General features: G+C 39.6%; 23 protein-coding genes and 1 riboswitch. Of the genes, 10 read left to right on the top strand and 13 right to left on the bottom strand.

All coding sequences use genetic code 11. The features are described from left to right. Positions 1–155: 155 nt before the first annotated feature. Complete coding sequence (locus J4051_RS17445) at positions 156–2651, bottom strand: ABC transporter permease (RefSeq protein WP_208235167.1); 2496 nt, start codon at positions 2649–2651, stop codon at positions 156–158. 47 nt (positions 2652–2698) lie between these two features. Further along, positions 2699–3388, bottom strand: a complete 690-nt coding sequence (locus tag J4051_RS17440; RefSeq protein ID WP_208235166.1) for an ABC transporter ATP-binding protein — start codon at positions 3386–3388, stop codon at positions 2699–2701. Positions 3389–3414: 26 nt separating this feature from the next. On the opposite strand from J4051_RS17440, the gene J4051_RS17435 reads away from it, so the two are divergent. Further along, complete coding sequence (locus tag J4051_RS17435; protein WP_208235165.1) at positions 3415–4161, top strand: arylesterase; 747 nt, start codon at positions 3415–3417, stop codon at positions 4159–4161. 171 nt (positions 4162–4332) lie between these two features. Here J4051_RS17435 and J4051_RS17430 read toward each other — a convergent pair whose 3' ends face one another. From J4051_RS17430 to J4051_RS17415, 4 genes are all read right to left on the bottom strand, one after another. Further along, entirely contained in the window at positions 4333–5718 is a 1386-nt protein-coding gene (locus J4051_RS17430; RefSeq protein ID WP_208235164.1) for an FAD-binding oxidoreductase, read from the bottom strand. A 52-nt stretch (positions 5719–5770) separates the two neighbouring features. Further along, positions 5771–6520 carry a methanethiol S-methyltransferase gene (mddA, locus tag J4051_RS17425; protein ID WP_208235163.1) on the bottom strand — a complete coding sequence of 250 codons (750 nt, stop codon included), beginning with the start codon at positions 6518–6520 and terminating at the stop codon, positions 5771–5773. Between the two features lie 117 nt (positions 6521–6637). Then, on the bottom strand, positions 6638–7744 hold the full coding sequence (locus J4051_RS17420; RefSeq protein ID WP_208235162.1) for a nickel-binding protein: 1107 nt from the start codon (positions 7742–7744) through the stop codon (positions 6638–6640). A 155-nt stretch (positions 7745–7899) separates the two neighbouring features. Continuing rightward, positions 7900–9090, bottom strand: a complete 1191-nt coding sequence (locus tag J4051_RS17415; protein ID WP_208235161.1) for a CynX/NimT family MFS transporter — start codon at positions 9088–9090, stop codon at positions 7900–7902. Between the two features lie 113 nt (positions 9091–9203). On the opposite strand from J4051_RS17415, the gene J4051_RS17410 reads away from it, so the two are divergent. From J4051_RS17410 to J4051_RS17375, 8 genes are all read left to right on the top strand, one after another. After that, positions 9204–9428, top strand: coding sequence for a hypothetical protein (locus tag J4051_RS17410; RefSeq protein ID WP_208235160.1), 225 nt, complete (start codon positions 9204–9206; stop codon positions 9426–9428). Between the two features lie 107 nt (positions 9429–9535). Then, a complete protein-coding gene (locus J4051_RS17405) occupies positions 9536–10096 on the top strand; it encodes a Crp/Fnr family transcriptional regulator (RefSeq protein WP_208235159.1) in 561 nt (186 codons plus the stop codon). Positions 10097–10646: 550 nt separating this feature from the next. Then, positions 10647–12017, top strand: coding sequence for a TolC family protein (locus J4051_RS17400; protein ID WP_208235158.1), 1371 nt, complete (start codon positions 10647–10649; stop codon positions 12015–12017). Between the two features lie 19 nt (positions 12018–12036). Continuing rightward, positions 12037–12996: an HlyD family secretion protein gene (locus J4051_RS17395; RefSeq protein WP_208235157.1), complete on the top strand. Its 960-nt coding sequence runs from the start codon at positions 12037–12039 to the stop codon at positions 12994–12996. A 3-nt stretch (positions 12997–12999) separates the two neighbouring features. Next, positions 13000–14175, top strand: coding sequence for an ABC transporter permease (locus J4051_RS17390; RefSeq protein ID WP_208235156.1), 1176 nt, complete (start codon positions 13000–13002; stop codon positions 14173–14175). Between the two features lie 203 nt (positions 14176–14378). Further along, the gene (locus J4051_RS17385) at positions 14379–14936 is read left to right on the top strand and encodes an REP-associated tyrosine transposase (protein WP_208235155.1); all 558 of its coding nucleotides are present in this window, start codon (positions 14379–14381) and stop codon (positions 14934–14936) included. Between the two features lie 247 nt (positions 14937–15183). Then, complete coding sequence (locus J4051_RS17380) at positions 15184–15873, top strand: 2'-5' RNA ligase family protein (protein WP_208235154.1); 690 nt, start codon at positions 15184–15186, stop codon at positions 15871–15873. Between the two features lie 500 nt (positions 15874–16373). After that, a riboswitch (SAM-I-IV-variant riboswitch) is annotated at positions 16374–16471 on the top strand. A 52-nt stretch (positions 16472–16523) separates the two neighbouring features. After that, positions 16524–17816 (top strand): Na+/H+ antiporter NhaC family protein, encoded by a 1293-nt coding sequence (locus J4051_RS17375; RefSeq protein WP_208235153.1) that lies wholly within the window; start codon positions 16524–16526, stop codon positions 17814–17816. Between the two features lie 60 nt (positions 17817–17876). Here J4051_RS17375 and J4051_RS17370 read toward each other — a convergent pair whose 3' ends face one another. Then, positions 17877–18803 carry a hypothetical protein gene (locus tag J4051_RS17370; protein ID WP_208235152.1) on the bottom strand — a complete coding sequence of 309 codons (927 nt, stop codon included), beginning with the start codon at positions 18801–18803 and terminating at the stop codon, positions 17877–17879. A gap of 582 nt (positions 18804–19385) precedes the next feature. Here J4051_RS17370 and J4051_RS17365 point away from each other — a divergent pair. After that, entirely contained in the window at positions 19386–20990 is a 1605-nt protein-coding gene (locus tag J4051_RS17365; RefSeq protein WP_208235151.1) for an ATP-binding protein, read from the top strand. A gap of 69 nt (positions 20991–21059) precedes the next feature. On the opposite strand, the gene J4051_RS17360 is transcribed toward J4051_RS17365, so the two are convergent. The 6 genes from J4051_RS17360 to J4051_RS17335 all read right to left on the bottom strand — a co-directional run bounded on the left by J4051_RS17360 (position 21060) and on the right by J4051_RS17335 (position 26155). Next, on the bottom strand, positions 21060–22145 hold the full coding sequence (locus J4051_RS17360) for a DUF4932 domain-containing protein (protein WP_208235150.1): 1086 nt from the start codon (positions 22143–22145) through the stop codon (positions 21060–21062). Between the two features lie 316 nt (positions 22146–22461). Beyond that, positions 22462–23079, bottom strand: coding sequence for a hypothetical protein (locus J4051_RS17355; RefSeq protein ID WP_208235149.1), 618 nt, complete (start codon positions 23077–23079; stop codon positions 22462–22464). 162 nt (positions 23080–23241) lie between these two features. Then, a complete protein-coding gene (locus J4051_RS17350) occupies positions 23242–23634 on the bottom strand; it encodes a DUF1398 domain-containing protein (protein ID WP_208235148.1) in 393 nt (130 codons plus the stop codon). A 176-nt stretch (positions 23635–23810) separates the two neighbouring features. Next, on the bottom strand, positions 23811–24479 hold the full coding sequence (locus J4051_RS17345) for a hypothetical protein (protein WP_208235147.1): 669 nt from the start codon (positions 24477–24479) through the stop codon (positions 23811–23813). A 16-nt stretch (positions 24480–24495) separates the two neighbouring features. After that, positions 24496–25329 carry a hypothetical protein gene (locus tag J4051_RS17340; protein WP_208235146.1) on the bottom strand — a complete coding sequence of 278 codons (834 nt, stop codon included), beginning with the start codon at positions 25327–25329 and terminating at the stop codon, positions 24496–24498. A 28-nt stretch (positions 25330–25357) separates the two neighbouring features. Next, the gene (locus tag J4051_RS17335; protein WP_208235145.1) at positions 25358–26155 is read right to left on the bottom strand and encodes a haloacid dehalogenase type II; all 798 of its coding nucleotides are present in this window, start codon (positions 26153–26155) and stop codon (positions 25358–25360) included. Positions 26156–26162: the final 7 nt, after the last annotated feature.

Below are 26162 nucleotides of genomic sequence, written 5' to 3'. Positions count from 1 at the left end.
AAATAAGGTGAAGACATGACCAAGAGTTCCATCGGAACGGCATCTACCCCGCAAAAGAGAAAACAATCATTGTCAGCATAACAGTCCATCCCCATCAATCATAGCTTCATAAAGTCTGCTCGTCTTCCCGCAAGGATATTAAAGCGATTACATGACTAAACCTCACGTCGCAACACTTCCAAAGGCGAACTTTTTAACACCGTGCGGATATTGCTTAAGCCAATTGCTAAAACCAAAAGCGTGATCCCCGGAAGGAATACCACAAAAGGAATCAGCGAGGGCGCAAAAGGTTCTTTAAACACGAGCGAAGCCAAGCTCAAGCTGCTTACTAAGGCCAAGAGAATCCCGACCAGACTTCCCAACAATCCCAAAAACACATATTCAAAGGCTGAGATTTGCAAGATCTGTGAGTTTTTAGCTCCTAAGGTCCGCAGCAATACGCTTTCCTTGATCCGCTGATATTTACTGGTCCTTACGGAGCCAATCAAGACAATGATGCCAGTAAGGATACTGAAAAACGCCATAAAATTGATGACCCAAGATACTTTGTCCAAGATATCTTCCACGAGTGTAAACACCTGTCGCAAATCGATAATGGACAGGTTGGGGAACTTAGACACCAGGTCGCGCTGTAATGCTGCTGAACTCGACTCATCCTTGACGGTGGTGGTCAAAACGTTGAATTGTGGTGCTTCTTCGAGCACACCTGCGGGAAACACGATGGTAAAATTGAGCTGCATTTGCGCCCAATCCACTTTTCTGATACTGCCTACGGTGGTTTCCATGAGCACGCCCTGAACGTTAAAGACAATCGTATCGCCCACTGTGACCTTGGCATCGGCCGAGAGGTTATCCGAAATGGAGATGACCACTGGCTCGCCTGGTTGCAATCGCGAAATCCATTTACCTTCCTGCAATTCTTCAGAAGCGGTCAGCGTATCCCGATAGGTAGTCCTAAATTCGTGGTTCAAGATCCAAGACCGTACTTGATTCGTGGTGTCCTGACGGATGTCATTCACCAATCGGCCCTTGATGCTGTGCATCCGCATGGTCACCATCGGAATGTTATTGACCACGGGTAAGTCTTTGGTGATAATGCTTTGGGCTACGGCATCACGCTGTTCACTTTGTACATCGAGGATGATGATATTGGCGTTTTCCGAGGTCTGCCCTACTTCTGTTTTCGCCAGTAAAATGTCTTTGGTAAAATACAAGGTGCTGATCAAAAAAGTCCCCAAGCCAATGGCCACTACCAACACAACGGTTTGGTTGTTTGGTCGGAACAGGTTGAGCAAGCTTTGGCGTGCCGTAAAGCCCCAACGCTTTGGGAAAAATCGTTTAATGGTTTTGATAAAGAGTGCCGCAATTCCCGCTAAAATAGCAAAGGTAATGAGCGTTGCGCCCACAAACGCCAAGGCATAAAGCCAATTTTGGATGAGCCAGAGTGAGAATAAAAATAGAAACACCATAATGGCCGTGAATACAATGATCCGTACTTTCATGGGTTCTTGAACGGCCTCCTCGTCCACACGTAACACTTCTAACGGCGACACGTACCAGGTGCGTAATAAGGGCAAGAGCGCAAATAACACCGACATGAACAAGCCTAAAAATACTCCGATAACAATTGGTTGTGCCGATATGCTAATGTCCAGAGCAAAGGGTAAAAAGTCTTTTAAAAGGTACGGAAACAGGCCTTGCAGCCCAACGCCAATCAGCGATCCGATAAGGCCGCCAACAATTCCAATCCCTGCAATTTGAATGAGGAAGATCAAAAAGCTTTGGAGCCTGGACGCTCCCATACATTTGAGAACCGCAATGGCTCTGAGTTTTTCTTTGATATAGATATGTACGGAACTCGCAATCCCAATACAGCCCAACAATAAGGCGATAAACGCAGCCAGGTTCAAGAACTTCCCCACATTGTCATACCGTCTGCCCAAACGTTTGGTACTGCTGATATGGGTGCTTAAATCAGCATTCTCCGCTTCAAGCTTCGGTTCCAATTGGTCTTTGAGTTGTACTAAATCTAAAGTATCTGAAGTTTTGTAGAAATACTGGTATTCTTTCCTGCTTCCGAACTGCAACAGTTGGGTCGCTTCAACAAACCGGTACGGAATGATGACCGGTGGAGCTACGGAAGTGGAAATCGCCGAGCTCCCCGGGATCGAGTTTAAGGCACCTGCAATAGGCAATGTGAGTTCGCCCACTTTGATGGAATCACCGGGTTTGACGTCAAATTGAAGCATCAGAGTGGCGTCAACCAAAACTCCACCTGACTCTTGATAAGTATCTGCAACAGAGGCGGGTTGTGTTTCTATTTTTCCGTAAAAAGGAAAACCGCCTTCCATACCCCGGACCTGCACCAACTTGGTGCCACCATTCTTGGGAAAGGCAATCATGGATACAAACTTGACTTCTGATGCATTTGGTTTTAACGAGTCGATAATGGCTTGGGCACGCGCTGTTGGTTCTTGTCTGGAGTCGATAATAAAATCGGCTCCCATTAAGACTTTGGATTGGCTCTGGATATTGTCCTTCAGATTTGTGCTGAACAACTGAATGGACACCACGGCTGCAATCCCCAGGATAATGGACGCCATAAATAGGAACAAGCGCACTTTACTGGCTTTGGCATCACGCCAGGCCATTTTAAAAAGCCAAGAGGTTTGTAGGTTGGTTTTTAATGGAGAGTCGTTCACAGTACGGGAGTCAATTGGTTGGTTACTATTTTTCCGCCTTTAAGACGTAAGATTTGTTGGGTGCGGTTGGCTAATTCCAGATCGTGGGTAATGATGACCAAGGTGGTGCCATTTTCCTTATTGAGATCGAACAAGAGCTGGATCACCTTTTCACCGGTGTCGTCATCTAAATTTCCCGTAGGTTCATCGGCAAATAAGATGGAAGGCGCATTGGCAAAGGCTCGTGCCAAGGCCACCCGTTGCTGCTCCCCACCAGAAAGCTGTGAGGGATAATGGTGCACCCGATCGCCCAGGCCTACTTTTTCCAACAACACCTTGCTCTTTTTGACTGCGTCTTTATTGCCTTGCAATTCTAAGGGGACACTCACATTTTCGAGGGCCGTAAGGGTTGGCAATAATTGGAAGTTCTGAAAAATAAAACCGACTTCCTTGTTGCGCAATTGCGCGCGTTGATCTTCGTTTAAATCATTTAAATCTTGTCCGCAGAGTTCCACTCGCCCTGCATTGGGCTGATCCAAGCCTGCACACAAACCGAGTAAGGTGGTCTTCCCGCTTCCCGAAGGACCGACAATTGAAAAGGTTTGGCCTTTCTCCACCTCAAAAGAGATGTCGTGCAAGACCGTTAATTGTTTGTTACCACTGGTATATGTCTTTTCCAACCCGGTAATCTTTAATATCTTTGGCATATACATTTTAATTTAAATAGCGACTTATGTCCAAGGCTCAAAATAAACAAATGCATTCGATTCTACCAACCGTAATAGTTCACAAACTCATAAAGTTTTGTTATTTTATTCTGCCACTCCTGCTATTCTCCTGCGGCGATGGTAAAACGGAAAAAACAACGGACACCCAAAGCACTTCCGAACAAACCGAAGATCTTGTGACCAACGACAACAAAAACAAGACCATTCTGTGCTTTGGCGATAGCATCACCGCGGGCTACGGGCTGGACGATAGTAATGATGCCTATCCGGCGCTGTTGCAACAAAAGATTGATTCTTTGGGTCTGAATTATACGGTGATCAATTCGGGTGTTAGTGGCGAAACTACGGCAGGCGGTAGAAGCCGAATTGATTGGGTGATTAAGCAAAAGGTGGACCTGTTTCTATTGGAACTCGGCGCAAACGACGGATTGCGTGGGGTGGCCTTAACAGAAACGCGTGCCAATTTGCAAGCCATCATTGATGTGGTGAAGGAAAAAAGTCCGCAAACGACCATCATTCTTGCAGGCATGGAATTACCGCCAAATATGGGTCAGAATTACACCACCGAGTTCCGTCAACTTTACGCCGACTTGGCAGAACAGAATGACTTGGAGTTTATTCCATTTATTTTGAAGGATGTTGGAGGGATTGCTTCCCTAAACCAAAGCGATGGCATCCACCCCAATGTGGAAGGTCATAAGATACTGGCGAATACGGTTTGGGAAACTTTAATGCCTTTGGTAACGCCTTAGATTCATGATTATTAGATACGTTAGCTTAAATAATTAATTGAGTGTAGGCATGTAAAGTATTGTTGGTGGAAAACACCAATAATGGCGAAAAAAACAGTAGCCGTTGTTCGCGAAAAACACCAACAACGACTAAGTTTTTATAACGACAGTAGGTTAAAGCATTATGATTGATTAAGCTCTAATGTTTTGATTCACCCGAAATAAGTTCTCAGGATCATAAGCAGCTTTAATCTTTACCAATCTGTCGTAATTATGCTTATAGCTTGCTTTGACGCGGTCTTGCCCTTCATCCATCATGAAATTGGAATAGGCACCGCCGGCAGAATAAGGATGCAATGCATTATAGTAATCTTTACACCAATCGGTAATCTTATCTGCGTTTTTAGGATCAGGATCAATACCAACGATAACACCTGCATATTTCGCATCTCTATAAGCCCAAGGTGTGTCTTCAGCACCTACTCTGCTTGCAGCGCCACTAATATTATACAAATGCATTTGAGATAGTGGTGTTGGGATCTGTGAGCCGAACTTTAAATGTTGTGCCGTAATTTCTGGTGTTAAGGCATCGAAAAAATCTGCTCTCCAATACCATTGCATATCTTTAGGAAAGAAACCATCAAACATACTTTGTAAGGCAGGATAAGGCATTTCGCCAACATGAGCAAATACGGGATTAAGATCTAACACTGTTTTAAATAGAGCATTAAATTCATCAGCATCTCCTGTATAGCACCAAACAATAGCGCAAAACTGCTTGTTGTGTAATTCTGCTGGAAATGGCGATTCTGGAACCACCATAGTCGCTATAAATCCGCTTAATTCTTCTGGTGCATTTTGTATAAATCCATCATACCAAGCCATAATCTCCTCCACACGTTCTATTGGCCAAAAAGTAGGTCCAGCAATGACCGTTTTAAGAGGATGTGCCTGAAATGTAAAGGACGTCACCACTCCAAAATTTCCTCCACCGCCTCTAATGGCCCAGAACAAATCGGTATTCTCTTTAGCGTTTACGGTGACAAAGCTACCATCGGCTAAAACCATATCTGCTTCTAAGAGATTGTCTATGGTGAGGCCAAATTTCCGGCTTAAATAACCAACACCTCCACCAAGCGTTAAACCTCCGACCCCGGTTGAGGATACCATTCCAGAAGGTATGGCTAAACCAAATTCATGCGTAGCTTTATCAACCTCGCTCCAAATATTTCCTCCTCCTACTTTTACGGTGTTATTGGATGTATTTACCTGCACAAACTTAATTCCTGATAAATCTATGACAAGGCCGTCATTGCATATGCCTAAACCTCCGCCGTTATGGCCACCACCTCTAATGGCAACTAATAAATTATTGTCTCTTCCAAAATTGACAGAAGCGATAACATCATCCGCATTTTCACACATAGCGAATAATCCAGGACGCTTATCAATCATGGCATTATACACTTTTCGTGTGTCATTATAGCCATCATCTGATGGTGAAATAAGCTTGCCTTTTAATTGTGATGCGAAGGTTTTAATATGTTCGGGAGCGATGGTTTTGGCTGAATTTTTCATATTTTTATATATTAAAGTTTTAATTGTAATTTGCTGCATAATTCTATTATAATCAACGTTTTACATAATGAGTTGTTTTTAAAAAAGGAATAATCATTGGTACTCTTTGTTGGTAATCTGAATATGGTTTACCAAGTGCTTTACGCAAATCTTTTTCTTCCAAAAACTTCACTGCAATAAGAATATATAAAGTGGTAACAACTGCAAATAACAAATGTCCTGTGGTCATTACCGGTGTTGCCCAAAAAGCTATTATAAACCCAAGCATAAGCGGATGTCTTACTATGTTGTACAAAAAATTAGTTTGAAATGTTGGCGATGGTGTGGTCCTGTTTTTAAAATTGTTGACTATTTGTGTTAAGCCAAATAACTCAAAATGACTAATCATAAATGTAGAAAGCAAGACAATAATCCAGCCGAGAGCACAAATCCCTATCAAGAGCATGGCAATGGTTTTATTCTCTACTTGCCAAACGACTGTATTTATAGGTTGCCATTTCCAAAACAGTAATAGAAGTATTAAGCTTGAAAACAATATATACGTACTGCGTTCGGCAGGTTTTCCAATAATTTTTGTCCACCAAGCTTTAAAAGCTGGTCTTGCCATAATGCTATGTTGAATAGCAAATAAGCTTAATAATGTCAAATTAATTAATACTGCTGAGAACCCTATACTTTCAGTTTCGGAATTAATGGTTTTGGGTACTAAAAAATCACCGACAAATGCAATAGCATAAAGGAAGGAAATTAAGAAAACGACATACGCAAAAAGACCGTAAAATAGGATGATAAACTTTTTCATAATATTTGGTTATTAATGGTTTACATCAAAAGTAGAGTAGAAAATATTTCTATAATCCTACTTTTAGACCAAATAAATGTAATTTTAGATCAAAAGGCATTTAGGTATAACTACTTGTTATACAATGTTTTGATTGTTGGAAATAAAACTTGAAGGGAGGATTCCGTATTTTTTATGGAAACATTTCGTAAAGTAAGTGGGACTACTAAAACCAGTTTGATAAGCAACTTCAGAAATATTATGGTCTTGTTTTATTAATAATTCCAAAGCTTTATTTAAGCGATAATCTCTTAAAAACATATTTGGAGATTTGCCCACTAAACGCATCATGGTTCGGTATAATTTAGATTTACTATAGCCTAGGTTTTCTTCAAAATCATTAACACCTATAGCAGTGTGTGACCAAATTCCTTCTGTATAATGCATAAGATTCATAATAAAATCTTCTTCTTTATTAGTTAGAACGGTAATAGCAGTGTCTTTCGTTAAAGGTTTATTTTGGTTTTCTCCTTCATAAAGCCCCATGACTGCAGTTGTAATAGAAAAACTGCCTTTGGCGATATCACTTAAACAGTCTGAAGTTTTTATAGTGTCCTCAAAAAATCCGTCATTTTTAGTAATTGGAATGCCGGCACTGATGCCTATTTTAAATTCTAAATCAGGTGTAATAACACAATTATGTAGGTCTCTAATTTTTAGTCCACAATGTATCGTGTCAGTAACCGATGTAAATGACATTAAAAATGTAGCGGTTTCTTGTTTTACCAAACTTCCATTATAATTAGCCGTTAATGCCTTTATTGAAGTGGTATAGCCTCTAATTGCAGCTTTTAAAGTATTTATCTCGGTATTTCTTAGGGTTTTATGTTTAAGCTTAACGATCATAAGCGTTCTAAAAGCTGGATCGTTAATAATATTAAGACTCGCATCTTTCGATTTTATAGGATCTTCAATTCGACCTAAAAAAGATTCTACTATAGCCTCGTTGACTTCAAGAATTTGCTGTGGAATTGCACCATGAGCTTTTTGGTGTAAATCTATTACAGCTTGTTTATTGGGGGCTTCCATTAAACAGAAAGCTGTTTGTCGCTCCTCATCACACCAATACGTTAATCCACGACAATTATATTTATGCTCGATTTTTAAATCTTCTTGATGCATTTCAGCAATATCTTTTGCTGTAATACCATTTGGTAATTCATGCAAATCCATAAATATTGGCATAAGGCTATTTTTTAGTAAGATACTAATTTTTTAAAAAAAGATCCTATATTTTAGAGAATTAGATTTTTGATTGTTGACGATTTACGACATTATAACGCGTTGATTTTAATCATTTCCCAAAGAAAAATGGTGTGTATTTGACTTAATCTTGAGGCTTAGACCTTTTTGTTTTTCCCGACGTCAATGCCTAAAATCAGTTTGATAATTGCAATCGCCACCAACAGAACCAAAGCGTAGTTCCATACCTGTGTAAGATCATAAATGACCCCTACAATAAAGGGTCCTGTGGCCGCAATAAAATAGCCAATGGATTGAACAATTCCCGAAAGTTCGGCAGCCGTTTCTGCATCCTTGGATCTAAGAACGATCAGCAATAAGGCCAGACCAAATGTGCCGCCAAGCACCATTCCAATGAGGCCGACCCAAAGCTCAACCATGCCAATTCCCGGGATCATTAATCCAATCAAGGCGATAACTTCAACAATAATTAGGGAAACAATGACCAAGCGTTGGTCTTTTCTCGACCCCGCCCAAATAGGAATTACAATGGCGCCTATGATTCCAGTGGCCTGCGATAGGGAAAGCATCCAGCCGGCGTACGAATCATCATATCCCCGATCGATAAGTAAGGCTGGTAGCCACGCTAAGATCACATAAAACGCAAAAGATTGCAGCCCCATATACAGTGCCAATCTCCAAACCAACAACGAACCACTCAGTTTCTTCATGGCTTCTTTAAATCCTCTACTTGGCGGAGTGCGATTGATGCGTTTGATGTTGGGAATCCAAATGATCAATGCGAACACCGCCAATACGGCCCAAACGGCCAGCGAGCCTCGCCAACCCAAATTGAGTTCAACGGCCAATGGAACACTTAATCCTGCGGCAAAGGCAGCCCCAAGTGACATGATTCCTGAATATAAACTGGTAACAAATCCGGCTTTGTGGGGGAAGTTTCTTTTGATCAATGCGGGAATCAATACATTTCCGAAAGCAATCGCTATTCCCAATAAAATCGTTCCCAGATACAGTTCAAAGATACCTCCTACAGAACGGATGCTAATACCTGCAGTCAGTAGGATCAAGGCTCCTAAAATCGTATTGCCAATTCCAAAGCGCTTAGTGAACAAGGGTGTCATTGTTGAAACGACGCCAAAGGCAATTAACGGCAAGGTAGTGAGCAGCCCTAATAAGGTGTCTGAAAGTCCAACATCCTCACGAATCATGTCGATTAACGGGCCAATACTTGAAAGCGCGGGTCTTAAATTTATAGATACGAATAATATACCCACGAGCAATAATGTTCGTGAGGCTTTATTTAATCCGTTTTTATCTCGTGTTTCCATAAACCTTAAACCTTGGAGGTAGTCAAAAGTCTTTGATACCCATTCAATTCATTATTGCCCATTCGTTCATCTAAAAGAGAAAATGGCAGCAAAAAGACAGCAAAATTAGGCTTTTGTTTTCAGAAGAAGTATTGGATTTAATTGTTTATTATGGATTTGAATCTGATGTGGAGAAATTTGTCACTATTAGGGGCAGCAGGATTCAAACCTACTTCAAGGGGAACGCCGACGGAACGCATTTCATATTTTTGAGATGTTTATATTTGCTGAAGCATCTTGATTCTTTAGCGGTTCACAATGGCTATTATGGCAAGCAAAGTAATGTCGCACAAAAATAATAGATGTGCTTCACATCTTGAACATCATAATTTCATCATTTAGATGGCTTATTCTGTTTTGTATTTTACTTATCTTGTGCAATAATTCAGCCCGATTTACACTATATATGAACATCACCGACTTTTTAAGCACCATAGTTCCCTTTACTGATGATGAGTTGAAAGATATCGTCTCACATTTTAAGAAAGAGACGGTATTAAAAAATCAAACCCTTGTCCGCCAAGGTGAGGTTTGCAAAACCCTCTATTTTGTGGAAAAAGGAATGGGCCGTAGTTATTACCTCAACGAGAACGGAAAAGAAATCACCCAATGGTTTTTTGGAGTTGGGAAGTTCATGTCCAGCGTGGACAGCTTTTTTCAGCAAACTCCAAGTTTGTATTATTTAGAAGTATTGGAAGATGCCACACTTTATTGCATGTCCAAATCAGATATTGATCAGTTATTTGCCAAATATCACAAAATGGAAACCATGGGTCGCCTCGTCACCACAGAGATGCTCACTAAAATGGTCAACAAGCTCAACGCCATCCAATTCCAAACCGCCAGAGAGCGATACGACTATATGCTTGCGGAATTCCCTGATATCGCCTATCGAGTGCCTTTAGGCCATATTGCTTCATATTTGGGGATGACCCAAGAAACATTGAGCAGGATAAGAAAAGGGTGAATTAGTTTTATTAATTTCCCTCAGACCCGCCTACTGGACTTGCTTCACAGATGTTCGCAGAAAGCAGTTTCAATCAAACAATAACACTCTCTTCATAACTCTGTGCAACTCCGCGTTGTCTCCGTTAAACCCTGTTTTACAACTACTAATCTCCCGCAAAATTGTGCAGATATACTCAGATCGCCACTGCGTTCAAATCTCAGCATTCCCTTTGCGTAACTTTGTGCCTCCTTTGTGAAACTCTGTGTTGCGACTATTAATCTCCCGCGAATCCACCTGCCGGACGGGCAGGTTTCGCAGATATAAGCATAATCCTAAATTCATTCTACCTCTAACAGTCGATATCCACTACTGTCTATCCAACTAATCCCTAATCTACTAATCCCTCACCCGCCCGCACCTCGCCGGTATTCATTCGGAGAAGGAAAGATACCGAGCAAGTCCCCCACTACCCACGATCCACTACCCTCTACTCACTATTTGACCTATGTCAAAGGAATTCCCTCAAATTTTCCTCAACTTTGCCTTATATTTATAAAAACCATCAACAATGAACCAAAATACAATCGTCTTAAAGATGTTTCTGGTCCTAGCACTTGCACTGCCGTCGGTTATTACCGCACAGCAACTCGATCCGGTGCTGCAGGACTTAATCCATAAAGGATTGAATAAGAGCCATCAAATAAACTCCAATCGTATTGATGCCGAACAAGCGCAAGTCGATCAGCAGTTGGCCAAATCCGTATTCTTACCAAAAATCACCTTTAATGGGAGCTTTGTTCGATTGGACGATGACATTACTTTTGATGACAACACTCAAAACTTATTGATCGCCACCCAAAAATTGGTTATTAAAGATGCTGTTGGATTGCCGTTCAATTCGCCTTTTCCCGATAATATTCCATTGGAGGCGGTGCCAAACCTTCAAAACAAGAACATCTTAAAATCGTCCGTCGATTTGGATTGGGTGTTGTTTAGCGGGTTTGAGGCCAGTAATGCCCTTAAGGCGAGCAGACATAAGGAAACTTCATTGAATTATTTAGGATTGGCAGAGAGAGACAAAGTCGCCCTACAAATCATAGAAGCTTATGATAAATTGGCCCTTGTTAAAGCATCAAAAAAAGTATTGATTACTTCCGAAAAATATTTAAACGAGCAGATCTTTTATGTCAAAAAGGCCATAGAGAATGGCTTGACCACGCCACTCAGCCGAAAGAAATTAGAGCTTGCCCAACAGCAATTGGCAGCCAAACAATTGGAATTTGATCATAATAACATCATGCTGATTGAATTGCTCCATCAACTCACGGGGGAACCTAAAGCCAACTTGAGACTTCTGGAACCAGAGTTACAGGCGTTTGCTAATACCGACGCCACTACTACAGAAAAACGGAACGAGGTAAAAGCCTTGGAAGAAGCTGAAAAAGCAACGCTCTACCAAGCAAAAATGGCGAAAAGTAATTTCATTCCTAAAGTGGCTGTAAAAGGACATTACGAATTTATTGAGGATGACTTATCCTTATTGGATCCGAAATGGTTTATTGGAGCCGGCATTAAATGGAATGTCTTCGATGGGAACCAATCCCGATTGAAAAGTAAAAAGGCGACCTTAGAAAGTGAGCGCTATAGAGACCAAATTGAAGATGTTGAAGAAATGATTGCATTGAGCATCACCAAAGCAGAACTGAAGTATCAGTCAGCGTTGCAAAACACAAAAATTGTTGAAAAGGAAATTGAATTGGCCAATGATACTTATGAGATGGTCGATAAACAATACCGTAACAATTTAGCATCCATCAATGATGTGCTCGATGCTTTAAATGACGTTGAAAAAGCCAATTTCAAATTACAGGAATCCTATTTTAACGAAAGACGTGCAGTGGCTGAAATGCTTCATGCCAAAGGCGTACTCACTTATTAATCCAACACAAAATCAAACCATGAAAACATATACACACATTCTTATTAGCTTTTTGGCACTAATCACTTTAAATTCTTGTAAAAACGATCAGATCACTCCCAACCGAGGGAAAGTGAAATTTGAAACAATTTCAGTAAGCAGTAAAATTGCCGGTCGGATTGATAAAATTTACGTTAAGGAAGGACAAAAGGTCAAAAAGGGCGATACGCTTGCCTTGGTCAATATTCCTGAAGTGAGTGCGAAATTGATGCAAGCTGAAGGCGCCATTACTGCCGCCCAAGGCCAATTGAATTTGGCTTTTAATGGGGCAACTACAGAACAACTCAATCAGATTGAGGGCCAATTAAACTCAGGAAAAGCACAAATGGAGTTTGCCCAGGAATCGTATAACCGATTGCAAAATATGTATCAAGATTCTTTAGTGAGCCAACAGCAATTTGATGAAGTCAAGATGAAACTCCAAATGGCAAAGGCGCAAGTTGATGCTTTGGAAGCCAAACGCGACGAAATAAGAAAAGGGGCACGCTCAGAACAGATAGAACAAGCCCAAGGCCAATTGGACAGAGCACTCGGTGCCAAGAAGGAAGTCATGTCGGCATCTGATGAACAATACGTCATCGCCCCAGCTGACATGTCGGTTGAGACCATTAGTTTGGAGGAAGGCGAATTGCTGACTCCCGGTTATGCCTTGTTCAACGGCTACAAAACGGATGGTATGTATTTCCGATTCACGATTCCAGAATCACGGATTTATGATTATAAAGTAGGAAAGGAATTGACCTTGGTCAATCCTTATACCAAAGATGAAACAAGGGCCAAAATCGTCGCCATCAAACAGCTGGCGCAATATGCGGATATTACCAGCACCTCACCTTTATATGAGCTTTCAGAATCTATTTATGAACTGAAAGTGGTACCGACTTCAGACACGGGCGATCAACAATTTTATGTTAACGCCACCATTCTTATAAAACAATAACCGATGAAGACTTTTAAGAACTTACTTAAAGTAGAATTTAAGCGTATTTTCTCAAATGGTGTCTTGATGGCCATCTTTTTTGCTGCGCCAATAGGCTACGGGATTATTTTCGGTTATGTATATCAACAGGCAAAAGTCCTTGATTTACCGATTGTTATTGTCGATCAGGACCAAAGCCCAACCACAGACATGATCATTGATGCTTTTATGGATAACGAGGGGTTGTTGGTTAAGGATGTACGATCAACGCCAGGCAATCTATTGGAAGAAATGCCTATTGAGCAATATGCCGCCGTCGTAACCCTCCCTGTAGGGTTTGAAAAAGATGTGCTTCAAAAAAGGCATCCTGAAATTCGGGTGGACCTAAATATGGCCAACATCCTCAACGCCAATACGGCCAGCAACAATATCAATATGGTTTTGATGACTTTAAATGCAGGTATGGAAATCGAAGGTCTTAAAAAGCAAGGCATGCATCCAGACCAAGCCAAAGCTTCTTACGAAACGTTTAAGATCAATTTCAACAAACTCTATAACTCTGCCGGCAACTACGTCAACTTTATGCTCCCGGGCATCTTGGCAGCCATTATGCAACAAATCATTTTTTTAGCGGTGGCTTTAGCATTTTCGAGGGATTTTGAAGATGGTTATTTTGCCAGTTTAGTAGAAAAGAAGAAATCGGCGTTATATCTTATTTTATTAAAAGCAACGCCATTCTTGATCATGTTGCCATTTATTTGGTTCGTAGTTGCCATGTACTTTCCGTATTTCAAGATTACTGCAGATATTTTTAACTTCCCAATGTTGGTATTGACTGTACTGCTGACTTTAGCGTCAATGATGATCGGGATGTTGTTTTCGGTTGCCATTCCAAACCAATTAAAAGCTACCGAATTACTGATGGTCATCTCTACGCCTGCTTTTATATTGAGCGGATTCACTTGGCCTACAGAAGCCATTCCTGGATGGATTACGGGTGTGGCGCAATTCATTCCAGTGACCCAGTTTTTGAGCGGCTTTAGAAGAATTGCTTTTTATGGAGGTGATTTGGCATCCATTGCATCAGAGATCAGGATCTTGTCGCTCATTACGGTTGTTGCCTTTGTAGCGATGGTGTTATTGCTACAATTTAAAGTGAATAAAACGGCTAAGAAGCAAAGTTTGGTTGTGGAGGGATAGGTTTTGTAAGAATTGGTTTGTGTTAGATATAATAATGCTTTTTGCAAATTTAAAACCACCTCGCCTGCCCGACGGAGAGGCGGGCCTTCTGCTTCTCTCCGGAAGCAGAGGCTGGCGCGAGCGTCCCGCTCGTGCGCCTTCATAAGAATAAACCGAACTGAATTATCAGTAATTGTACTATCTTTATTTTTTACCATAATCTCATGAGTAGAAAATATAAATTCCACAATCCTTCGGCGGCATATTTTGTTTCCTTTGCCGTAGTTAATTGGGTCGATGTATTTACCCGTGAAGCATATTTCAAGGTCATTACGGATAGCTTAGACTTTTGCCGAAATAATAAAGGAATGGCCCTATTTGCTTATTGTATTATGCCAAATCATATTCATCTTTTGTTTCGGGATGACAACGAAAATCCTTCGGGATTGATAAGGGATTTCAAAGGTTTCACTTCCAAAAAGATGATTGCAAGCATTTTGGAACATCCCCAAGAGAGCAGGCGCGAATGGATGCTATGGGTGTGTAAAAGAGCAGGAGAAAAGAACAGTAATATAAAAGAATATCAGTTTTGGCAACAGAATAACCAGCCTATAGAGTTATGGAGCACTCATGTAATAAAGGAAAAATTTGATTATATCCATAACAATCCTGTAAAAGCAGGATTAGTTATCGAACCATGGGAATGGAAACACAGTAGCGCCCGTAATTATGCCGAACTCGACGCAGTCATCCCGATTGATAATATTGGATTTCTTGGATAATTTTTTTACGTATTTTAGATTTGATATAATTGTTATGAGAATGCCGGGACACGGGCGGGACGCCCGCGCCAGCAGATGAATCTTAATTCCGAAAAGTCATTCATCACAAAAACAAAATAGCTCTGACGTGTCCAGCCCATGCTAATCTGGCAAATATTAAATTTACCCATCTCAAATTGAGCATTCCATCTAATTCTTTACTAAATTCCCATCCTTTAAATCTCGAAACTCACTGATATCTTCAAAAATGAATAAATATTCCCTAATCATAACATTCTTAGTCATCACGCTAATCAGTTCCTGTGCTCAAAAGCAGGAAAAAACAATAGCCATCGGTGTGATGCTCACACTTCCTGAGGATATGTATCAACAATCCGTTCAACTAAATCGAGCGATATTGGAAAAGCACCCTGACAATATCTCTTTGGACGACCATCATATTCCACACATCACTTTATTGCAGTGTTATGTTAAAGAAAGTGATTTGTCCAAAATTGAGCAAGCATTAAACGGACTTTATAAAACCATAGAAAATGATAGTCTTTGGGCAGATGAGCTACAATATTCTAAAGATAAGACCGAGAGTTTCGCGTCCATTGGCATTAAAAGAAGTCCGTCACTAATGGCACTTCACGAACAAACCATCACGCTTTTAGAACCATATATGATTCCTGACGGCTCTCAAGTATCGTATGTGCAAACTGCAGATGGGACACCCATAGATGATTTTACTCTGGCCTATGTACCCAAATTTGTGAGTGCCCATAGCTATGAGCATTATAATCCACATATCAGCTTGGGCGTGGCTAAGACTACTTTATTGGATAGTTTGGCACAGAATCAATTCCAGTCTAAAAAGTTTCAGGCCGCAGCGATTGGGGTGTATCAATTGGGTGCTTTCGGAACGGCTCAAAAACGCATTTGGGAATCGGAGTAGGTATTTCATATTCAAAGGCATAAGTATAACTGGATTTACTGATAAATAATGATTTGATGTGAGTGGACACGAGCGGGACACTCGCGCCATATGAGATGGAATGGAAAAGAGCCCTTGCGCGGTTGAATAATGCTTTTATCACATTCCGAACCACCTCGCCATCTGCTTCTTTTCTGAAGCAGAAGCCACTCCTCCTTAAAAAGGAGGAGAATTTAGATCAGTTCGTAAATAATAAACCTCCAAATTATCAGAGAATTCCTGCCCTTAAATATTGAGCTTGTTGAAATCTAAATCCCCATAAGCTAATCCCATTCGTGAAATGAATAGTTATCATATAGGTAACAATTGAATTCGTGATAATCCGTGCAAGCCTTCTACATTCGTGAAATGAATAGTTCTTATTTAGTCTGTTTTCAGCAGACAAATGGATTCGTGACAATTCGTGAAATTCGTGTCTCAAAACTTTAGGTTTACCACTCATAAACTCCTATTTTTGCACACTTAATTATCAAGAATCTCAAACAAGAGGTAGCAACCTGCAATAACAAGCAAGGTGCTAAAGCGATAAGCCAAATACTTTGGAAAAAACGTTATCCTTCCTAATTATTTGCGGTCACTTCTTTATTGCGATTCTGAAAACATCAAGATTTATGACCACCATTAAGCCAAACTTTAAAGCATTAATCCCGTTTTTTGTATTTATCATCACCTTTTTGGGTGCGGGCATTGTTCAAGAGGATTTCTATGCGCTCCCCGCCCCTATTGCTGTAATAGCTGGAATTTTTGTCGCTTTTCTTCTATTTAAACAACCGATAAACTCTAAGATCAAAACATTGTTGGAAGGCTGTGGCGACCCTAAGATCCTTACCATGTGTTTGATCTATTTACTTGCTGGAGCCTTTGCCGCCGTCACGAATGCCACTGGAAGTGTCGATACCATTGTGCATTTAGGAATGGACCTCATCAATAACCAATACATTTATGTTGGCATCTTTGTAATTGCCGCATTCCTATCGGTATCAACCGGGACTTCTGTAGGATCCATTGTTGCCTTGGCGCCTATTGTGGTTGGATTTGCAGATACAGGCAGTTTCTCACTTGCCATTCTCTGTGGTGCTTTGCTGAGTGGTGCCATGTTTGGAGATAACCTTTCCATTATTTCAGATACGACCATTGCGGCCACCCAATCTTTGGGCGTTAAAATGAGCGACAAATTTAAAGCCAACATCAAAATAGCCATCCCTGCAGCGCTTGTGACCAGTGTCATCCTTATTTTTGAAGGCTTGCGCTTAGACGCCCATGTTGAAGAAACGGTCGATTATAGCTATTCTGTATTAAAAATAGCACCCTATCTTATTGTTATTGTATTGTCTGTTATCGGACTTGATGTTTTTGTCACCTTGGTTCTGGGCATCATCACAGCAGGGATTTTGGGCTTGTTTTATGCCGATTTCTCACTCATTGAGTTCACGCAATTAGTTTACGTAGGCTTTACGGACATGACCGAGATATTTCTGCTTTCCTTATTGACAGGAGGTTTGGCCGCGTTGGTGGCTTACAATGGCGGGATAGAATATATTTTGGTCAAAATAAAAGCCTTGATCAGAAGTAAGAAAACCGCCCAATTCGGGATTGGCGCTTTGGTATCGAGCATCAATATTGCCATTGCCAATAATACCGTGGCCATCATTATTTCAGGGTCTATCGCCAAAAACATCAACGACCAGTACGGCTTGGACAATAAACAAACCGCCTCCATTTTGGATATTTTCGCCTGTATCACACAGGGACTATTGCCTTACGGAGCGCAAGTATTGATGATCTTAAGTTTTGCTCAGGGCCAGATTTCCTATTTTGATTTGGTTACGAATTCTTGGTATCTGGGCTTGCTTTTAGTGTCTACTACCTTGTTTATTGGACTTAAGCGAGAAGTTAAAAGTTAAGCCGGCCGAACGGACGGGCAGATTAGGGAATAAAAAAACTCTTTAGGTTGAGGAATCTAATTAATCCAACCCAATCACTTCCGTTTCTAAAATCCACTTTCCATCAACTTGAGCACTTCGTGTGACAGTGATCTTATTGCGTCCCGATTTTTTAAAAACGTCGATTAGCTTAAGGTTTTTATGAAAGGCAGTATTGATTATAATAGGCTCAGTGAGTAATTTACCATTGGTGGGATCAAAAACATAGAGGGTTTTGGATGTGGGTTTAATATCCCAAAAGCCAATCTCGTCGGCACCATCGCTATTCAAATCTTTAAGATTCTCCAACTGCGATTGGTAGGCGCCTTCAATTACGATATCTTCTAACTCCCTGTTGTTAAACACAACTACACTGTTGCATCCGCCAACACATTCGACTGTTCCATTTACAGCAGAACTTATTTCTGGAGAGATGACCGTCGCATAGTCTGAAAGGCCATCGCCATCAAAATCGCCAAACAGTTGTCTCGTATTAGCGAGGATGCGAATGTTTTCGCGCGCCTTCGGGAAAATGGGAGCATCAAGATCTTTGGTGTTTTCGGCAACGCCTTCTCGCAGGATTCTAAACACACCATTTTTCATGGTCACAGTTAAATACGATTCGTAATCTGCTTCAATGCCGTCGTAGCTGACGTGTTTGATGAATGTCACAAGATATTTACCTGCATCTTTTGTAATGACAAGTTCATCGTTTAATATGCCTTGGGTATAATCTGGAAATTGTTCAAAAAGTAAAGTTTTGTCTTGCTGCACCTGCACCCTACTGCGCTGTTTTCCGTAGTAGTTGACCATGTCCATATAGTCGCGTGACAGGTAAGCCGACTTTAGTTGTGTATGAGATTCGTTCCATTGTTCTACGAATTTACGCACCGCTCTTTCATCTTTGGAATTGACCTCATTGCACCCAAATAATAGGACTACAAGCAGGCAGGACACAAAATACTTCATAAATCTAATGGGGTTTAGCTTAAATAAGGATTGTAAAGATACAAGATTTTTTATTGATTTTTGGTGCGATGGGCGGTTCTAAAATTGTAAATTTAAAGATAGCTTTATAATACTATATGGAAGACAAGACCTTTTTTAGGATGAGGTTGTGCATGATAATGAGCGATATGGCGACTCGCATATGATCATTTTTGTCATAATTCATGAGCATCTGATATGAGTCAAGGAAATTTTTATAGTCATCAATTAAAGTGGTGTATGTCATTTACTTTTGTAGAGCGATATCATCCACTTGATTTATCTTAAAACCATCGGTCAAAGATCACATAGGAACTTGGAAAGGCCATAAACCATCCATGATCGCGTTCCTGACTATTTTAAATAAATCGTCTTATATACGATATTTATTAATGTAAATATTTTTTCGGTTTATTCCTTTTTAGTCGTAAAAAAGAAAAACTATTTTATGGAAAACCGTCATTATTGTATCGTGTTTTACTTTTTTTATGAATTCCCTTAATACAGCGTTATAGATCACTTCACGTTATAACCTTATTAACCGTTTCAAACAGTACTATTACTATGAATAATCAGGGAAAGAATAAAGAAGAACTTCGCGAAGAGCTGCAGGAATTACAAGACGATTTTTTGAATTCCATAAAAGGTATTGATACCAATAAACGTAGGCAGCTTAATGAAGAATTAGAAAATGCCCTTCACAATATCAGCCTTGAAAACTTAGAAAAAGCAAAACGCGCATCCCAATTGATACTTGCCAATTTGGAGATTAAGTTTCTCAGTGAAGAAAAAGAAAAGTGTGCTGCCGATTTGGTTGCCGCAAATATTGAACTTGTCTACCAGAACAATGAGAAATCTAAGCGTGCCGCAGAATTGAGTATTGCCAATAAGGAACTGCTGTTTCAAAATGAAGAAAAAGAGAAAAGAGCCACCGAACTCATGAGGGCGAACCAAGAGCTTTTATTTCAAAATCGAGAAAAAGAGAAAAGAGCTATCGAATTGATTCAGGCTAAGCAAGTTGCAGAAGACAGTGAGCAACTTAAGTCGGCTTTTTTGGCGCATATGAGCCATGAAATACGCACTCCCATGAATGGCATTCTGGGTTTTTGCGATCTGTTGAAAGAACCGCAGCTTACAGGAGAAAAGCAGCAAGAGTATATTGAAATAATCAAAAAAAGCGGATTGCGAATGCTCAATATCATCAACGATATTATCAGCATGGCTAAGATAGAATCTGGGTTATTGGAGGCCCATTTGCAGGAGGTGAATATCAATTATAAAATTGACTTCATCTACAATTTTTTTAAACACGAGGCAGAGCTCAAAGGTTTAGGTTTTACCACGAAGAAACCGTTAGCAGATAAAGATGCCACTATTAACTCTGATGTCGAAAAGATCTATTCCATTCTTGGCAATCTGGTAAAGAATGCCATTAAGCATACAGCAACAGGAAATATTGAAATGGGATATGTAATCAAAACAGATCAGCAAACTTCTTTGGTCGAGTTCTATGTTAAAGATTCCGGATTTGGAATTCCACAAAACAAACATCTGTCCATATTTGAACGGTTCAGACAGATAAAGGTTTCAAATAATATGGACTTACAGGGCGCTGGTTTGGGCCTACCAATTTCTAAAGCCTATGTAGAATTGCTGGGAGGAAAAATTTGGATTGCTAGTGAAAAAGGCAAAGGTTCAATCTTTTATTTCACACTACCCTATCGCACAGAACAACGCGACAAAACTGGTGGTCAAAATAACGGTAGTTTTAAAAGAAAGCAACAAAGTGCCACTGTCGAAGATTTAAAATTAAAAACATTAATAGTTGAGGATGACGAAGTTTCGAGACTGCTCATCACCACCTACGTCAAAAAAGTGAGCAGTATGATCTTTGAAGCAAAAACGGGTCAGGAAGCTGTTCATGTTCTCAAAAACCACCCTGACATTGACTTAGTTCTAATGGACATCCAATTGCCAGTGATGGACGGCTTTGAAGCCACCCGACAAATACGTCAATTTAATGAAGAGGTGATCATTATTGCACAAACCGCCTCTGGACTTTCAGAAGATAAGGAAAAGACCATGGGAGTGGGCTGCAACGAATATATGTTAAAGCCGATTAAAAGAAGTACACTGCTGGCATTGGTTCAGAAGTACTTCAGCGCATAATGCACTTAAGAATGTTTCATTTTAGTGGTCTATCAGATTATTTAAAAATCAATAGTCTGTTCGCCGTCATTATTCTTCCGATGCCGATTGTTTTATCAAGTTCATACAGGCAATATAAGTCTGTGCAAATGGAATTCCATCTTGAGGTTGGTATGCGCTCAATTGTCTGTAAATATCTTTTCTGACGTCTTGACACTTATTGAGATAAAAATTGTGGCCATCGTCTTTTCCAAATGTTCTATATGAGATTAATTCTTGTAAAGGATAGACAATCAAATGGTCAATCTTATCCTTAATCTCCATGTCGCCACAATCTTCACACATGGACTTGTATTGATTTAAATCGCCAATATGATTTTCTAATAATTCAGTAGTAAACAGATGAGACGCTTCGTGATAAATTTGTCCGCGAATATGGTTTTCCAATTCCATTATTTCGTTATTTCCGGTTGGTTCACTTGGTAAGTCGCAAATGTTTGCCAAAATCATTGCTCTTCTCTTCGGATTATAGCCATCGTAGAAACTGACTGCTTTATTATTAGCGTTGTTTGTCAATTCAACGAAAACAATCAATTCTAAATCCTCCTGTCTTGATTGGTAAAAGTCAAGCACCTTGTCGAAAAGCTTTTCTTCTGAAACTTGACTTTCGAGTTTGGAAATTGCATTGGTGTAATAGTGTTCATTGCTTTTAAAAAACTTTTTAAATTCAGTTGTCGCATAAAAATCTTTCATCAGAGGTATAAGTGTATCAACTGTATTTCGTGTTAGTCCGTAAAATTTTAGTTCTTCAGAGTACCTTTCGTCAAATTCAAAATGCTCAAAATCTTTAAACATCAAGCCAATGGTAGAAAAATCAATTCCTATAGATTCATTATCGTAAATCCAATTGATTAAAGGGTGATTACGATGTTGAAGAAATTGTCCGTTAACTCTTTTTAAATAATCGGTTTCACATGCTTGCAAATCTTCAGGTAAATCATCTATAACTGCTAAATTAAATATGGTGCGTAAAAACTCTGTTCGTTCATCAATTTTAAAAATAACTTTACTCGCATTGTTACATTTAGAATCTAAATTCTCAACTATGTTTTTATCCTTACAGGAGGTTGCTGTCGTTAAAATAAACATGTTAAGTAAAAATAATACCTTTTTCATTGCTCAACTTTAATTTTAAAGATTGCACTTATTGACATATGATTCAGCTTTGGAAATATTGCATTTCATCTCGTTCTAATAGTTTAAACTGATCTAATGTCATGGACTGGATTAAATCTTCTCTCTTCTTGAACTCTTTGACAAGGAGTATCAGCTAAGATAGCAAATCGTTCCACATGACACAATTTAAAAATGGTAACTACTAAAAATCAAAGGGATAGAACTACTTAGGGGAAAACAAGTGGAGCACCAGCAAGGACATTTATAAATAAGCATTTACCAAGACGATAATTATATAAGCTATTCTATATGGATTTTATTCACAAAGAAGGTTATAGTCATCTACTAATTCAATCAGGTTGTTCTGACTGTAAAGCTCGTTATCCAAGTAATACACCATTTTTTCACAATCAGAGAAATATTCTTTGGCTTTGGAAATGAATGTCCCAAAACTATTTGGACCTGCAATTAATTTAGCAACTTCCTCATCTTTTCTTATCAAATAGTATTGGAAGTCATCATAGTAATAACCAGACCCTGTCATATTTGGGGCGCCTATAAATGTATTTTGGAATTTGGAAACAGTTCTTGCATATAGACTTACTTTTCCACTGATTACTTTTTCCAATAAGACATGCTTTTTTGCTTGAATAGGAACATATCCATAATGCACCGTTGCAAACTCCTCATCACCGAAGATTACCTCTTCGACAGTTTCGTAGCCATATCTTTCGGTTTTTCCTTTTTTCTTTAGCTTATATTTAAACTCTGTAGTGCCTATTGATATTAAACCTCCAGAATGTTTAGGGAATTTCACCAAACCTCGGAATGAGGTTCCGTTTTTTAAAATAACTTTTGCAGGAGTCCAATCATATTGCGCATGGACTGTTGAGAAGCATAAGATTGCAATAAGTAGCAGACTGTTTTTTATCACTGAATTTGGTCTTGAAATTGTTCGTATGCTGTTATAAAAATGATTTTAATTCAATCGAAACTCTAATACCATTCCAACTCCTTATGAGGTTAGGTCTTTGGCTACTATGGTTTCACTTTCCTCAATGAAGAACATTCCGCCACTGCTGGTAGTACGTTGTTTTTAAACTCTCGGTACATTTTCAATTAATACTTTGTTTTCAGCCTGGTCATAATAGGTACAAGTCATTTGATCGAGATTCACAACCCACTTTTCAATTCCCGTTTCAGCGCAATGTTTACAAAATGTAAAATAGTCTGTCTCCCCTTGTTGATGGTTTTTTAAGTAGTGACTGAACCTTTCTTTGTTACTCTTGTTGGCTATGGTCAAAACATCATATTGCGGTTTGGAAGTTGTATGAAATCCATTTTCGCCATAATAATTGGTATGACTGTCAGCTACCCAAGTTTCAAATGCAGTGACGCCAATGCCTTTAATTTCCTTGATGTATTTTGGAAAGTCTGCTCCTGATTTAATTTTGCTATGCGCCAATTCAATTGCTTCTATTGTAAACATCGTTCCTGTGATTTTAATCGTTTAATGTATTTTCGTTGATGATTGGCCATGGCTTAGGAATATAAATGTTGCAAAAATCGGAGTATCTAATTTAGCTAAAAAAAACTAAATAGAAGCCCGACAGTCAAGGTTTTTGACTTTAAGGGCTTCTAAATCGGACCTTTGTTCTCGAAAATTTATTTACTGACCACATCAGTTTTCATGAATGCCGCTTCGCTATTTTCATCTTCATCAATGAAGTCTCTATGCACCATATTTATGAGCATTGAGTTGACTATTCTACGCTTATTTGGATCTGGGTTAAGCATGGTTGCCTTATGAAAAACACCTAAGGTTTCTCGTTCTATTGTTGGATTACTATTATTGATCAATACAATGTTATAAGTATCTTTTTTAAAAGGTTCTATCTTGGTGATAAAGGATGAGAGCAACCTTTCGTCATCCTTAAATACAGGCGAGAAGTTTTCAAGATATTCTTTTGGGGCATCGTCACTTTCCTGTGCAAATTTATAATAGTCAGCTAAATACAGCTCACTTTTTATATTGCTCGGCTCGTAGCCTAACATTAAAAATGATTGATCACCTGCATTATCGACATGATACGGCGTGTTCACTTGCTGATCAAAACGTACAAGCCAATGATAGGCCAACTTTTTATTAAACGCCTTTGAAGTATGGTGAGATAGCTCATTCTTTAGGGCTACCATAATAGATCTCAGTTCAGAGGAGTCTATATCTTTTCCTAAGTCAATATGTGCAAAGCCAGGGTGCTCCGTATCGGTTCGAAAAACATTTTCGAAGCACTCTTTGGCGATCTTTTTTAGGTCTACTTCTGATATTTCCATGGCTGCTTTTATAATTCTATTTTTTGAAATCGTCCTTAGTTAAGCCATTGTCGAATGTAATACTAGACCAAGTCACCTCAATCCATGGACCGTCAAGCACTTCAGCATCCCAAGTGGATTTCTTATATTTTCTTTTTGATGGCAACAACATCCCATCAACATTTTCGTATTCGAGAACCATCAAATAAGGTTGCTCCATAACATTAAAATCGGCTACGGTGAATAAAAATTGATCCACTATGGAAGTGTTTTTGTTGATGAATAGCTGATAGGTATCGGTAGCTTCCTTTTCTGAGTCATCAAAAGTGACATTGACAATATCGTAGGCAATGTTATTGACTAAGCGTTCATCTAAATACTCATACTTCAAGCCCTCATCCAACAGTTTGGGCATCATGGTAAACCAATAGAAATTAGTTGGCCGATTGAACTTCACGCCTTTTAAAAGAGCGTCATCGCTTAAGACATCTTCATTGTGCTTTAGCCAAAACTCATGGCCGTCGTAGCCTTGTTCAACCAAGCCTTCAAGTTGAGGAAAAGTTCTTTCATGAATGTTATAAGCGCCATAGGACAACTCTCCGTTAAATAGATATTTTTCTGTAACCACATCCTTTTTGCCATCTGGAGTTTGATAGGTATAGGTGTAAACCACATCTTTTTTGGCAAGAAGTTGATTGTAATCGCCTACTTTATGTGCCATGGTATAGACCAGTTCATGGCCTTTATTTTGAAACTTTGGCACGGTTTCTTCTTGTGATGTGCTTGTGCTGTTAGTGTCAACTGTTTTTTTGTTATCGCCACAAGACAGTAAGAATAAATTTAAGATGATAGCTAATAATGAAATTTTCATGATGTTTTTTATTTAATGAATAGTGGTTTTATTTATAAATTAACAGGATATCTGCAACCTTTTTTATGTCTGATTCTACTATTTCTGATTTCGGTGCCAGAGGAAATTCTTGCTGTCCTGGTCTGCCAATAAATGCAGCGCGCCATCCCGCCCATAGTGCACCTGCAACGTCCCATCCGTGAGCGGCTACAAGCATACATTCTTCAGGCTTTACTTCCATTTTACGAGCAGCCCAGGCGTAAGTGTCAGAAAACGGCTTGAATTTCCCAATCTCTTCAACACTTAACATGTCGTCAAAGTATTTAGTCAATCCCGCATGCTCGAACTGGTTTTTAACGCCTTCATTGGAGGAATTAGTAAAAGACACCAATTTATAACCTGCTTCTTTTAACGACGTCAATGCAGCTTTAACTTCCGGATGTGCCGGTAAGGCTCTGAGCGACTTTAATATGGTTTGGCGCGCTTCTTTTTCTGAAATGGTGATTCCGTTATTTGCTGCCACCATTTGTAATGCCGCGGCGCCTATGTTGCCAAAATGTTCATACTGTCCGCTCGCAGTGGTCACTAAAGAGTATTGTAGCATCGTCGTAAACCATAAGGACAACAAGTCTTCCCTTCCGTTTAATGCTTCACCTACTACGGTTTTCATTTCAGTGAGGTCTAAAAGTGTTTCATTCACATCAAAGAATAAAACTTTTGGTCGTGATTTTTCTAACATATAGTTTTGATTTTCTTGAGTATTTCCGAGAATAATATTGGGCATCATAAGTCCCGTTGTTCCCAAAATGCCCAAGTTTTTAATAAATTTCCTTCTGTTGTTCTTCATTTTGTTG

Origin of the sequence: Gelidibacter pelagius (assembly GCF_017581925.1) — a bacterium.
GTDB classification, from domain to species: domain Bacteria; phylum Bacteroidota; class Bacteroidia; order Flavobacteriales; family Flavobacteriaceae; genus Gelidibacter; species Gelidibacter pelagius.
This window is presented reverse-complemented; position numbering and strand designations above follow the sequence as displayed.

Bases quoted from the DNA above. Each gene is read 5' to 3' on its own strand.
- J4051_RS17360 (WP_208235150.1), bottom strand. From the start codon at position 22,145: ATGAAAAAGGTATTATTTTTACTTAACATGTTTATTTTAACGACAGCA.
- J4051_RS17430 (WP_208235164.1), bottom strand. From the start codon at position 5,718: ATGAAAAATTCAGCCAAAACCATCGCTCCCGAACATATTAAAACCTTC.
- J4051_RS17415 (WP_208235161.1), bottom strand. From the start codon at position 9,090: ATGGAAACACGAGATAAAAACGGATTAAATAAAGCCTCACGAACATTA.
- J4051_RS17340 (WP_208235146.1), bottom strand. From the start codon at position 25,329: ATGAAAATTTCATTATTAGCTATCATCTTAAATTTATTCTTACTGTCT.
- J4051_RS17350 (WP_208235148.1), bottom strand. From the start codon at position 23,634: ATGTTTACAATAGAAGCAATTGAATTGGCGCATAGCAAAATTAAATCA.
- J4051_RS17365 (WP_208235151.1), top strand. From the start codon at position 19,386: ATGAATAATCAGGGAAAGAATAAAGAAGAACTTCGCGAAGAGCTGCAG.
- J4051_RS17435 (WP_208235165.1), top strand. From the start codon at position 3,415: ATGTCCAAGGCTCAAAATAAACAAATGCATTCGATTCTACCAACCGTA.
- J4051_RS17420 (WP_208235162.1), bottom strand. From the start codon at position 7,744: ATGCCAATATTTATGGATTTGCATGAATTACCAAATGGTATTACAGCA.
- J4051_RS17345 (WP_208235147.1), bottom strand. From the start codon at position 24,479: ATGGAAATATCAGAAGTAGACCTAAAAAAGATCGCCAAAGAGTGCTTC.
- J4051_RS17400 (WP_208235158.1), top strand. From the start codon at position 10,647: ATGAACCAAAATACAATCGTCTTAAAGATGTTTCTGGTCCTAGCACTT.
- J4051_RS17375 (WP_208235153.1), top strand. From the start codon at position 16,524: ATGACCACCATTAAGCCAAACTTTAAAGCATTAATCCCGTTTTTTGTA.
- J4051_RS17370 (WP_208235152.1), bottom strand. From the start codon at position 18,803: ATGAAGTATTTTGTGTCCTGCCTGCTTGTAGTCCTATTATTTGGGTGC.
- J4051_RS17385 (WP_208235155.1), top strand. From the start codon at position 14,379: ATGAGTAGAAAATATAAATTCCACAATCCTTCGGCGGCATATTTTGTT.
- J4051_RS17440 (WP_208235166.1), bottom strand. From the start codon at position 3,388: ATGCCAAAGATATTAAAGATTACCGGGTTGGAAAAGACATATACCAGT.
- mddA (WP_208235163.1), bottom strand. From the start codon at position 6,520: ATGAAAAAGTTTATCATCCTATTTTACGGTCTTTTTGCGTATGTCGTT.
- J4051_RS17390 (WP_208235156.1), top strand. From the start codon at position 13,000: ATGAAGACTTTTAAGAACTTACTTAAAGTAGAATTTAAGCGTATTTTC.
- J4051_RS17395 (WP_208235157.1), top strand. From the start codon at position 12,037: ATGAAAACATATACACACATTCTTATTAGCTTTTTGGCACTAATCACT.
- J4051_RS17380 (WP_208235154.1), top strand. From the start codon at position 15,184: ATGAATAAATATTCCCTAATCATAACATTCTTAGTCATCACGCTAATC.
- J4051_RS17445 (WP_208235167.1), bottom strand. From the start codon at position 2,651: ATGGCCTGGCGTGATGCCAAAGCCAGTAAAGTGCGCTTGTTCCTATTT.
- J4051_RS17335 (WP_208235145.1), bottom strand. From the start codon at position 26,155: ATGAAGAACAACAGAAGGAAATTTATTAAAAACTTGGGCATTTTGGGA.
- J4051_RS17405 (WP_208235159.1), top strand. From the start codon at position 9,536: ATGAACATCACCGACTTTTTAAGCACCATAGTTCCCTTTACTGATGAT.